Below are 11743 nucleotides of genomic sequence, written 5' to 3'. Positions count from 1 at the left end.
GGAACTCTCGGTATTCAAAAGCCTACGGAGATTTACAGCGGCCGGGCTGGACAATCGCGTCTGATTGCGTGAATATTTGCGCCATGAGCTCTCATCGCGCCAAGAAACGCCTCAGCGTCGCCTTCCTGCTCGCCGACCGGTTCACGCTGTCGGCCTTCGCCAATTTCGTCGATGTGCTGCGTCTTGCTGCCGATGAGGCTGATCGTTCCCGGCCGATCCTGTGCGAATGGTCCGTGCTGTCGGCGACCCTCGGCAATGTGCAATCGAGCTGTGGTGTGAAGGTGCAACCGGATACGCGGCTCATCGACGCCGTGCATTACGACTATATTGTTGTTGTCGGCGGACTGATCAGCGACCACAGCGCCCTGCCGCCGGAGGCATTGCGGTTCCTGAAAGACCGTGCGGCAGCGGGCACTCCCCTTATCGGGCTCTGCACCGGCGTTTTCATTCTACATGAAGCCGGCCTGCTGGATGGTTATCGCTGCTGCGTGAGCTGGTTCCACCATCAGGATTTTCTCGACCGATTTGACGCCGAGCAGATGGTCTCCGACCAGCTCTTCGTCATAGATCGTAACCGCCTGACCTGTTCGGGCGGCCATGGTGCTGCGCATCTGGCGGCGTTCCTTGTTGAGCGCCATGTCGGCCAGTCGGCCGCCATCAAAAGCCTCAATATCATGATGATCGACAGTGCGCTCAGCGGCGAAAAACCCCAGCCCGGCCAGCAGAGCACCAGAACGGCAACCGATCCCCTGGTCAGAAAGGCGATCCTGCGCATGCAGCAGAACATCGAGGTTCCGAGAACCGTGCTGGAACTCGCGCGCGATCTCGGCCTTGGCCGACGCAGCCTCGAACGGCGTTTCCTTGGAGACCTGAAAGCAACGCCCTCCAAGGTCTATCTTGAGCTGCGGCTCGACCGCGCCCTTTCTCTCCTGCGCACCACGCGTGACCCGATCACCCAGATTGCGCTCGCCACCGGGTTTTGCGACGCCCCACACTTTTCCCGCACACTTCGTGCCGAGCGCGGCTTCAGCCCCAGCGAATATCGCAAAACGCAGATTGGCCACACGACAACGGACGAAGAATTCGCAGTCGGCGTGTTGTTGCCGCAACCTTGAGGCTTTGCTGTTCGCCTGCGAAAAGTCGGGCCCTGCAAAAAATAGATCAATGTAATTGATATGGTCAGACTTGCCCGTACCGGTATAAAAGTCCCCGATCCTGTTTAGGGGAGCCGTGGGGGGAATGGGATGAATTCAGAGCGTCGTGGCGTTCTCGCGCTTTTAGGTGGCCTTGTGCTGGGAAGACCGTCTGTCGGCAAGGCCGCGAGCAACGTTCCGGCAGTTGCCCAATCCCGCTCCGAATACAAACCCCGGCATGTCCTTTGTTTTCTTGGCCCGGAAAATGGTCTGGCAGCGCTGCGGCAGAGCGCTCGCGCCGCTATCGATAAATTTGCCGGCGATTTCAGTCTCGATGAGGATTATTCGCAGGATGAACCGGACGACAGGATGGAACGCTCCTTCAATGTCTGCTGGGATCGTGTCGAGCCGGACGCCTATCAGGAGAGTGACGAGGAGGCAGTCGCAGGCCACGGCTCGGTTCTTTATGTGCTTGGCCCGTCAATGGCCGCGGAAACAGCCGTGGCGACCTGCGGTAAAGCCCTGATGTTCGTGCACCACATGCTCGATAGTGGCGCAGTTGCCGTAAAGGGTGAAAGCGCCGGCGTTGCCCATGGCGTGCAGCGGTGGAAGGAACTCTTTGAGCAGTCGCGCCGTAACGCGGCCGCAAACGACGCCCTGGCATTCGCCAGAACCTGCCGTCTAGCCTTCGCGCGCCGGCCCATCGGCGGCGATGCCGACGGAATGGGGAGCGTCGGCTTTCATCTGGTCGGATTGCCTGACGTGGAGATACATTTCACCCGAAAAGACCAGCAGCAGCCCTCAACCAATAGCGAGCAGCTGAAGATCGCCGCGCTGATTGACGATATTGCCGATCAAATGACCCGCAACGGGGTTGAAGCGGCCGTGAAGGATCGTCGTGCCGACCTGTCCGATGACACGCGGTATGAGGAGGACGAATATAAATTCAATCCGTTCGGCGTTGCGACCATTCGAGACCACAAGCTTTGACGCCACGCCTATAATGATGCGGGGCCTGGGTCGCTCTCTCCGGCGACAAGCTGCATCGGCCAGACGCAGTAACGCGCCTGATTTGGGTAAAACGGCGCATAGGTCGGCATGGTAGACAGAAGCGTCTGCGCGACCATTACACCGAGATCGTGCAGGGACATGCGGAAACTGGTCAATCGCGGTTCGAGAAACTGGCCGCGTGGACCATCACGAAAACCGATGACCGCAAGATCCCGTCCCGGTTTCAGACCCACTTCCGCCAGACGGCGATAAAGGCCAAGGGCCATCAACTCATAGATCAGCACAAGCGCGGTTGGCCGGGGCCGCATCTGTAGCCACTCGCTGGCGGCGTGATATCCGCCCTGCTCGCTCGATTTCGCCCGGATGACCAGAGAGGGATCGTAAGCAATGCCGTTCTCCTCCAGTCCGCGCCGGTACCCGTCCATGAAAACATAACCGAGATTGACGTCGCTATCGGGTGCGGCAACCGCAATGGTGCGATGGCCGGCAGCGGCGAGCCGGTTGACGGCACTGCGCGCAACCTCCTCGAAATCGAGATCGATCCACGCATGATCGGCGCTGGAAGAGGTGCGGCCGAGCGTTACGAAAGGCAAGCGGGTCTGCTTTAAAAAATCGACACGCTTATCGACACGGCGGGTCGAGGAAATGATCATCGCATCCACCATGCGGCGCGCCACCATGCGCTTGAGATATTCGTCCGGGTCTTCCTCACCGGGACACGGCAGAACGATAAGATCGAGATTGTGAGCGGAAAACACGCTTTGCAAACCATCCGTCACTCCCATGAAGAAGTTGTCGGAGTTCTCCACCGTCTGCGCGTCGCTGCCGGTCATCAGGCCGATGACGTTAGTCGTCCCCTGCCTGAGGCTGCGGCCTGACTGGTTTGCGACATAGCCAAGTTTTTCCGCCGCCTCCAGAACACGCCGCCGCGTCTCCTCGTTAACGTCGGGCTTGCCGTTCAAGGCACGGGAAACGGTGCCTATCGATATCTCCAGATAATCGGCAAGCTGACGAATTCCTTTCATGCACTCCCCCTCCTGAGCCGGGTACCAAATATGGGTCCCCAATAACGGTATTGACATATCTAACATGATCATCCTAGTGTCGTAAACGTTTACGACGCTCTGCGCAAAGAGGAGTTTGCCCAGAGAGCGGGGAGAGAAGATGACATACAATGCCGTTTTATGCGGGTGCGGAGCTATGGCCAAAGGCTGGCTGCGCGCCATTCAATCGACGCCGGACATTCTCGGCGCGATCAAGATCGTCGGCTTTGTCGATCTGAACGAAGACACGGCACGCGCGCTTGCCGAAGAATTCTCCCTCACCGACGTCATCATCGGCGTCGATCTCCGCGATGTTCTCGCACGGACCAAAGCCGACATCCTGTTCGATGTCGTCATCCCGCAGGCACGGTATGCCGTGGTTGAAACCGGTCTTGCAGCCGGGTGCCATGTGCTCAGCGAAAAGCCGCTTGCGGCCTCGATGGAAGAAGCCGAAAAGCTGGTGGAACTGGCGGAAAAGGCCGGAAAAATTCATGCTGTGGTGCAAAACCGGCGCTTTATCTCCGGCATCCGAAGGCTGCGCCGGGCCGTGGAAGACGGCATTATCGGTGATTTGACGGCCATTCACTGCGACTTTTTCCTCGGACCCCATTTCGGCGGTTTCCGCGAGGAGATGAAGAACGTTCTTCTTCTCGACATGGCGATCCACACTTTCGATGCGGCGCGTTTCGTCGCCGATGAAAAGCCGCTCTCCGTGTTTTGCGTGGAGAAAAATCCGGCAGGCTCCTGGTACGCCCACGGGGCAAGCGCCAATGCCATATTCGAATTCTCCAACGATGTGGTCTTCACCTATCGCGGCTCCTGGTGCGCGGAAGGCGAAAGAACCAGCTGGGAAGCCCGCTGGCGGCTGATTGGCTCCAAGGGCATGATCCTCTGGGACGGCGAAGACAATTTCTCCGCATCCGTCGCCGGCGAAGAGCCGGGTCTTCTACGCGGATTCAAGACCGTAAACGTTTCCGACAGTATTTCCGAGAAGGATACGCACGGCCACGCCAGCGTCATACTCTCGTTTCTTCAATCCATCCGTACCGGCCAGATGCCGGAAACGGCCTCCTTCGACAACATCAACAGCCTGGCAATGGTGATCGGCGCGATTGAAAGCGCCCGCATCGGCCAGCGCGTTTCCATCGCAGCATAAGGACCGACAGACGTGAGCAATCCGGCAAAATCCATCCGCATCGGCACCATGGTCAGCGCCACCAAGGGACAGGCAGCTGAACGCATCGGGCAGATAGCCGATCTTGGTTTCGAAAGCTTCGAACCGTTCTTCTGGCAGACGACCAACGGCCAGGACCTTGCCGAGCTTGGCAAGCGTTCACTTGACGCGATCGGTGACCGCGACATCACCATCGGCACGCTCGGCATGTTCGGCAATCCGCTTGAGGAAACGGAAATCGACCTTCAGACCTTGCAGGGCTGGAAAGACTGCATCGACAATGCTCATCACTTCGGTGCCACCTGCGTTGCCGGTTTCACCGGCCGCCTGCGCGGAAAGCCGCTGCCCGAGAGCCTGCCCCGTTACAAGGAAATCTGGAGCGAGCTTGCCAGACGCGCAGCGGACAAGGGCGTGAAGATCGCCTTTGAAAATTGCGCCATGGACGGCAACTGGCAGACCGGCGACTGGAACATCGCCCATAATCCGGATGCGTGGGAACTGATGTTCAACGAAACGCCGGACGACAATATCGGCATCGAATGGGAACCCTGCCACCAGATGGTTTATCTCATCGATCCGCTACCGCAGATCCGCAAATGGGCGGACAAGATTTTCCACGTGCACGGCAAGGATGCGACCATTCGTTGGGATGTCATTCGTGAGCATGGGATTTTCGGCAAGGAAAAATTCGTCTTCATGCGCACGCCGGGCTTCGGCGACAGCAACTGGACGGACATTATTTCGGAACTGCGCCTGGCCGGCTGGTCCGGCTCGATCGACATCGAAGGCTGGCATGACCCCGTCTATCGCGACACGCTGGAAATGACGGGACAGGTACACGGCCTGAACTATCTGAAACATTGCCGGGGCGGCGATTTTGTCGTCGATCCCACCTGAGGAATGGAAGCCTTTGGGAGAAGGCTTCCAGTAATTGCAGAGACGATAACCAAGAGGAGGAGATTATTATGGGTATCGCGAAATGCATGATCGCCGGTGCGCTTGTTCTGGCAGGCGTATCCGCCGGTGCGATGGTGGCGCATGCGGAAGATGTCACCTTGACCCTGTGGTCGCTGGACAGGGACATCCAGCCGGCACCCAACCTCGTAAACGAGTTCAACAAGCTCAATAACGGCATCAAGATCGAATACCGGCAATTGCAGTTCGATGATGTGGTGAGCGAATCCATGCGCGCCTACTCGACCGGCAACGCGCCCGATATCATCGCCATCGACAACCCAAACCACGCCATGTTCGCCGCACGTGGCGCGTTTCTTGACGTGACGGATATGATTGCGAAGTCGGACGTCATCAAGACGGCAAACTATTTTCCGGGCCCGCTGAAATCCGTAACATGGGACGGCAAATATTTCGGCGTTCCGAAGGCGACGAATACGATCGCACTCTATTACAACAAGGACCTGTTCAAGGCAGCCGGTCTCGATGCGGCAAAACCGCCGCAGACCTGGGACGAGCTTGTGGAAGCTGCCCGCAAGCTGACCAACCCCGCCAAGAATGTTTACGGCATCAGCTTCAGCGCCAAGGCCAACGAGGAGGGCACCTTCCAGTTTCTGCCATGGGCGCAGATGGCCGGCGCCACCTACAAAAACATTAATACCGATGGCGCGGTGAAGGCGCTTGAAACATGGAAGACCCTTCTCAGTGAAAAGCTGGCCTCGCCGGATACGCTGACGCGCAGCCAGTGGGATTCCACCGCCACCTTCAACGCCGGCAACGCGGCCATGGCGATCTCCGGTCCTTGGGAAATCGACCGCATGCTCAAGGACGCCAAGTTCGACTGGGGCGTGACGCTACTGCCGGTTCCGACGCCGGACGCGCCGCGGTCTTCGGCCATGGGCGACTATAACTGGGCGATCTTCTCCAAGAGCAAACATCCCGCCGAAGCCTTCAAGGCCATCGAATTTTTCGCCTCGCAGGACAAGGACATGTTCAAGAACTTCGGGCAATTGCCGGCGCGTTCCGATATTCCCGTTCCGCCCACCGGCAACGCGCTGAAGGACGAAGCGCTCAAGACCTTTATCGAGCAACTCAAATATGCGCAGCCGCGTGGTCCATCGCCTGAATGGCCGAAGATTTCCAAGGCGATTCAGGACGCTATCCAGGGCGCCCTGTCGGGTCAGATGACGCCGAAGGCCGCGCTCGATCAGGCCGCTGAAAAGATAAAGCTGATCGAAGGCTGATCTGTCTGGGCGGGCGGCCGGGTTCACCCGGCCCCATCCAAGGGGTTCCTCCCGGTGGGGCTGCCTGCTGCTTAATGCAGCGGCGGCCCCGATCGGAGCTTGTGAGGATGTTTCATGAAAAAACTGTTTTCCAGCGTCAGCGACGGTCGTGGTTTCGACCTCATCCTTGTCGCTTTTCCTTTGGGCTTCCTGTTCGTCATGGCGGGGCTGCCGCTCATCTACAACATCGTCATGAGCTTTCAGGAAGTCGACATGTTCAGCCTGGGCACCTTCGTGCGCCCCTTCGTCGGCTTCAAGAATTATATCGACCTGTTCCGGCAACCGGAAACATTGCCGATCCTTTTCAACACCGTCACCTTTGTCGTCACCTCGATTGCCGGGCAATTTGCCATCGGCTTCGGTCTGGCGCTGTTCTTCTGGGTGAACTTTCCCGGCGCCACCTGGCTGCGCGGGCTGTTCCTCGTTTCCTGGGTCATGCCCGGCCTCGTCGTCGGCGCGATCTGGAACTGGATATTGTCAGGCGATTTCGGCGTGCTGAATTTCTTCCTGCGGGAAAGCGGCATGATCTCAGGCAATATCTTCTGGCGATCGGACGCGAATTTTTCGCTCTGGGCCGTGGTCATCGCCAATATCTGGCTCGGCACCTCGTTCAACATGATCCTTCTTTCTGTCGGCCTCGCCTCCATCCCCGGTGATCTCTACGAAGCGGCGGAGCTGGATGGCGCAAACGCCTGGCAGCGTTTTTACACCATCACCCTGCCGATGATGCGTTCCACCATCGGCGCGATCATCTCGCTCGGCCTGATCTTCACGCTTCAGCAGTTCGATCTTTTCGCCGCCATCACCGATGGCGGGCCCAACAACAGTTCCAACGTGGCGCAATATTGGGCCTGGGATCTTTCGTTCCGGCAATATGATTTCGGCAAGGGCGCGACGATCTCCGTCATCATGATCGTCTTCGTCATGCTGGCTTCCGTCGTTTATGTGCGCTCGACACGGCATGAGGTGCGCGGATGAGTATCACGACCCGCAACCGGTTGATGCTGGCAATCGCCATCGTGCTTGCCGTCATCTATCTCTTTCCGCTCTACTGGATGTATCTGACCTCGCTGAAAAGCGGCTCGGAGATGTTTGCGAACCCGCCGGGCTTCTGGCCGGCCGATCCGCAATGGCAGACCTATGCCTATGTCTGGGAAAGCCGCAATATGGGCCGTTATCTGTGGAATTCGGTTCTCATCGCTTCAAGTGCCGTGGCGCTCATCACCGTGCTTGGCGTTGGCTGCGCCTATGTGCTGGCGCGCTATCGCAACGTCTGGGTTGATATCGGCCTCTTCCTCATCCTCATGCTGCAGGTTCTGCCGGCGTCCCTGATGATTACGCCGATCTTCGTCGGCTTCTCGCAAGTGGGTCTGCTGGATTATCCCCGCCTGTCGGTCATTCTCGCCATTGCGGCGAAAAGCATGCCCTTCTTCGTGGTGCTGGTGCGCGCAACCTTCATGGCGGTGCCGCAGGAGCTGGAAGAGGCAGCGCTTGTGGACGGCAATTCCCGCGTCGGCGCCTTCTTCAACATCGTGCTGCCGCTTGCCAGAAACGGCATTCTCGTCAGCGCCATTCTCATTTTCATGCAGGCATTCGGGGAATTCGTCTATTCGAAATCGATGATCCAGGCGGCTGAATTGCAGCCTGCCAGTGTCGGCCTCAATTCCTTCATGGGCCCCAACACCAGCGAATGGAACAACATCATGGCCTATGCGACCATGTATGTGACGCCCATTCTTGCCCTGTTCATTCTCTTGCAGCGCCGCATCGTTTCCGGCCTGACATCGGGAGCGTTAAAATGACCCTTCAGATCGAACTTTCCGGCGTAAACAAATATTACGGTGCCTTTCACGCGCTGAAGAACATCCATCTTTCCATCAAGAAGGGCACCTTCGTCGCCCTCGTCGGCCCGTCCGGTTGCGGAAAGTCCACCTTGCTGCGTTCGCTGGCGGGGCTGGAAACCATATCGAGCGGCGACATGCGCATTGCAGGCACTTTGATGAACGGTGTGCCGCCGCGCAAGCGCGATGTGGCGATGGTGTTCCAGTCCTATGCGCTCTACCCGCACATGACGGTGGAGGAGAACCTGACCTATTCGTTGCGCATGCGCGGCGTGGCAAAATCAGAGGCCCGCAAGGCGGCAGAGGAGGTTGCAGCCACCACAGGCCTGTCAAAGCTGATGAAGCGCTATCCGCGCGAACTTTCCGGCGGGCAGCGCCAGCGTGTGGCGATGAGCCGCGCGATCATCCGCAACCCGCAGGCATTCCTGTTCGACGAACCGCTCTCCAATCTAGACGCGGCCCTGCGTGTGCACATGCGCAAGGAAATCCGAGCGTTGCACGACCGCCTGCACGCCACCTCGGTCTATGTCACCCATGACCAGATAGAGGCGATGACGATGGCGGATCACGTCGTCGTCATGCGCGACGGCGTGATCGAACAGCAGGGCACGCCACTGGAATTATACGACCGCCCGGTCAATCGTTTTGTCGCCGGCTTCATCGGTTCACCGGCAATGAATTTCATTCCGGCAACGGTCAGCCCGGACGGCGCGGCGCTTCAGCTGCGTTTCAGTGAAGGCGAGCCGCAGCAGTCCATCAAAAATCCGGCTCCCTTATCGCCCGGCAAGCGTGTCATCGTTGGTATCAGGCCGGAACACATCCGGCCGCGAACCGCAACCGGCGCGGCGCTGACGTTACCTGTTTCGGCCGTGGAAACCACAGGTTCGGCCACCTTCCTCACCCTTGGCACATCGACCGAAGTGGTCATCGCTATACAGGGACGCAGTGAGGTCAGGAGCGGCGAAGTCGTCGGCCTCGACATCAACCCGACCGACCTGCATTTGTTTGATGAAGAAACCGGAGCCGGCCTCGGAGGCCGGTGAAACGAACCATGGGGCATATCCGGACCGGACGGCCCTCCGGGGCTTTCCGATCCGCAACGAGGCGAAAGCTTCAACGCCCCATGATGATGTCGAGGATGTTGCGGCGCGCGGTTGCGGAGGTGGCGGTGGCCCGGCCAACCTCGCGGGCGGCGATGGCGGGCGAACCGGAGCCTTCAATATCCACCCACCGACCGGCATGCTCCGTGGATTGACGCTTGAGATAGGTATAGGGCGTTTCGTCCCAGCGAAAGATCTTCGATTTCATATTGTCGAGAATGAAATCTCCGCGGTCCGTTCTTACCGTGAGGATGGCATGGCCATCGCCTTTTTCGTCGCGGACGACGGTGATCAGCAGATCGGAAACCGGGAAACCGGCATCCACAAGCCGTTTCCGTTTCTCCAGCGTGAGGTCCTCGCAGTCTCCCGCGCCGTTATAGGGATACTCCCAATAATCCTCGTAACCCCACACTTCCATGTCGGAACGCTGGTCGATTTCGATATTGACTGCGCTGTTGATCGAAACAAGGGTAGCCCAGACATCAGGCGTAAGACTGAGCGGCGGCATTTCCCTGACCGGCTGACATTCATCCGTATGCCGCTTGCAGAAATCGTAATGCCCGATGGGCTGCGACGTGAACTTGCCAGTCTGCATCGAAGGAGACGCCTGTACCGGCGCAGCGAAACCCGCGACGGCCAGAATGAAACATGCTTGCAGCAATTTGATGAGATGGGTCATGTTCGTCTCCTGACGACATGACCTACCGGTGGCGATTTGAGTTCACATGAAACAAAATGCTCGACTTTTAACGAACCCGATAATTCCGCTTCCGATGGTCCCGACAAGGAGCGGCGTTGACTGGAATAACGCCGGGGTAGCCACGGCATCTGAACGGCCAGCAACGGTAAAGTGAGCAGCGGGAACTTGCCACGCCGGGGCGGCCTGCCTATGAAGAGGCCGTCACGCAATAGTAATCCACATATTAGAGAACGCTGCATGAGCCTGTTTGCGAAGACCACCCGCGCGGCCGCTGTCATTCTGGCACTGGCCTGCCTGCCCTCAAATGCCGCAGCGCAGCAGATGGTCGTCGTACCTCCCGGAAACCGCTCCGCCCAACAGCCGGAAATACCTCAGGCCTCGGCGATCAGGACCAGGGCGTTTTCCACGACCTATGAGGAAAAATTCCGCAAGACGGTCGATCTTCTAAACAGTGAACCCGGTCTACTTGGCAAGATCAGGAAGGCGGGAGCGGCCTATGGCATCGACCCGATCCATATCGTCGGCGCTATCGTTGGCGAACACACTTTCAACGTCACCGCCGTGGACCGCCTGCAGACATATTACGTCAAGGCCATTTCCTATGCGGAACTCGATATAAAATTCAGCTATCAGGGCGTTGCCCTGAAGACGTTTCTCGAGCGTCCGGAATTCCGCTCCTGCGCGGCGCTTGCCACGACATCCGAGCAATGGAGCTGCCGCGATATCGTTTGGGATGCAAGTTTCCGCGGCAAGGTCGTCGATGGCGTGAGCTATGAAGCGATTTCGTTCCAGCGGGCCTTCTTCCAGCCCTTCTATGCCGGACAGACCTTTGGTCTTGGCCAGATCAGCCCGTTGACGGCGCTGCAGGTTACCGATCTCGTAAACAGAACCAGTGGTCTGCCGAAACTCTCCGCCGACAGGCCGAAAGAGATCTACCGCGACGTCATGGATCCTGACCGGAGCATCATCTACATCGCCGCTATCCTTCGAGATTCCATCGATGCCTACAGGGAAAAAGGCTTCGACATTTCCGGCAATCCCGGCATCACCGCCACCCTCTACAACGTCGGCCAACCCCGGCGTCGCGCCGAACGCCTGCGGACGGCCGTGGATGCAGGCGCAAAGAACCTGCTGCCGGTTGAAAACTACTATGGATGGCTTATCAACGAGCGCCTCGACGTTCTGAGAGGCATCCTCGATGGCAAGGCCATCGACAAGCGAACCACCTCGGATATCGGCGAAAAAACGCGATAATGCCCTTGCAGGGAGGATTGCAAATCTGCCTCGCAAAGGATGATGCACGCAAAACGCTTCCCCGACCGCCCGGAATCTGCTACTGCCACGTGCACAAGAATTGACTGATAGTGGGATAATTCCGCGATATGCCTGACGAAGGCGACAGTACCGACGATAGTCGACACCGAACGAGGCTGGCTTGCGTAAAGCGAAGCCAGCCTCGTCCTTTCTTGTTTTCTTCAACGAAACGGGTTTCAACCTCGGATGT

At 58.4% G+C, this 11743-nt stretch carries 11 protein-coding genes; 9 read left to right on the top strand and 2 right to left on the bottom strand.

Translation table 11 applies throughout. The annotated features are described in order from the left end of the window. Window positions 1-83 precede the first annotated feature (83 nt). Both AC5SEO_RS15680 and AC5SEO_RS15675 read left to right on the top strand, forming a co-directional pair. Window positions 84-1115, top strand: a complete 1032-nt coding sequence (locus tag AC5SEO_RS15680) for a GlxA family transcriptional regulator (RefSeq protein WP_112153119.1) — start codon at window positions 84-86, stop codon at window positions 1113-1115. Window positions 1116-1244: 129 nt separating this feature from the next. Continuing rightward, entirely contained in the window at window positions 1245-2123 is an 879-nt protein-coding gene (locus AC5SEO_RS15675; protein ID WP_112153120.1) for a hypothetical protein, read from the top strand. An 8-nt stretch (window positions 2124-2131) separates the two neighbouring features. On the opposite strand, the gene AC5SEO_RS15670 is transcribed toward AC5SEO_RS15675, so the two are convergent. Next, a complete protein-coding gene (locus AC5SEO_RS15670; protein WP_060642868.1) occupies window positions 2132-3169 on the bottom strand; it encodes a LacI family DNA-binding transcriptional regulator in 1038 nt (345 codons plus the stop codon). Between the two features lie 139 nt (window positions 3170-3308). On the opposite strand from AC5SEO_RS15670, the gene AC5SEO_RS15665 reads away from it, so the two are divergent. The 6 genes from AC5SEO_RS15665 to AC5SEO_RS15640 all read left to right on the top strand — a co-directional run bounded on the left by AC5SEO_RS15665 (window position 3309) and on the right by AC5SEO_RS15640 (window position 9482). Further along, entirely contained in the window at window positions 3309-4343 is a 1035-nt protein-coding gene (locus tag AC5SEO_RS15665; RefSeq protein WP_060642867.1) for a Gfo/Idh/MocA family protein, read from the top strand. A gap of 12 nt (window positions 4344-4355) precedes the next feature. Further along, window positions 4356-5258, top strand: a complete 903-nt coding sequence (locus tag AC5SEO_RS15660) for a TIM barrel protein (RefSeq protein ID WP_174069078.1) — start codon at window positions 4356-4358, stop codon at window positions 5256-5258. 68 nt (window positions 5259-5326) lie between these two features. After that, the gene (locus AC5SEO_RS15655; RefSeq protein WP_025595104.1) at window positions 5327-6559 is read left to right on the top strand and encodes an ABC transporter substrate-binding protein; all 1233 of its coding nucleotides are present in this window, start codon (window positions 5327-5329) and stop codon (window positions 6557-6559) included. Window positions 6560-6673: 114 nt separating this feature from the next. Further along, window positions 6674-7576, top strand: coding sequence for a carbohydrate ABC transporter permease (locus tag AC5SEO_RS15650; RefSeq protein WP_003518164.1), 903 nt, complete (start codon window positions 6674-6676; stop codon window positions 7574-7576). Further along, entirely contained in the window at window positions 7573-8400 is an 828-nt protein-coding gene (locus AC5SEO_RS15645) for a carbohydrate ABC transporter permease (protein ID WP_003518166.1), read from the top strand. The genes AC5SEO_RS15650 and AC5SEO_RS15645 overlap by 4 nt, the downstream gene beginning before the upstream one ends. Continuing rightward, window positions 8397-9482, top strand: coding sequence for an ABC transporter ATP-binding protein (locus AC5SEO_RS15640; RefSeq protein ID WP_025595105.1), 1086 nt, complete (start codon window positions 8397-8399; stop codon window positions 9480-9482). The genes AC5SEO_RS15645 and AC5SEO_RS15640 overlap by 4 nt, the downstream gene beginning before the upstream one ends. Window positions 9483-9552: 70 nt before the next feature. On the opposite strand, the gene AC5SEO_RS15635 is transcribed toward AC5SEO_RS15640, so the two are convergent. Further along, the gene (locus tag AC5SEO_RS15635; protein ID WP_013762255.1) at window positions 9553-10218 is read right to left on the bottom strand and encodes a transglutaminase-like cysteine peptidase; all 666 of its coding nucleotides are present in this window, start codon (window positions 10216-10218) and stop codon (window positions 9553-9555) included. A gap of 258 nt (window positions 10219-10476) precedes the next feature. Here AC5SEO_RS15635 and AC5SEO_RS15630 point away from each other — a divergent pair, with 258 nt between their 5' ends. Further along, window positions 10477-11493 carry a DUF1402 family protein gene (locus AC5SEO_RS15630; protein WP_111828689.1) on the top strand — a complete coding sequence of 339 codons (1017 nt, stop codon included), beginning with the start codon at window positions 10477-10479 and terminating at the stop codon, window positions 11491-11493. Window positions 11494-11743 lie beyond the last annotated feature (250 nt).

The sequence above is a fragment of the Agrobacterium sp. K11 genome, assembly GCF_059429395.1.
Note: the sequence above shows the minus strand (reverse complement) of the source record. Positions and strands in the feature narration are given on the sequence as shown.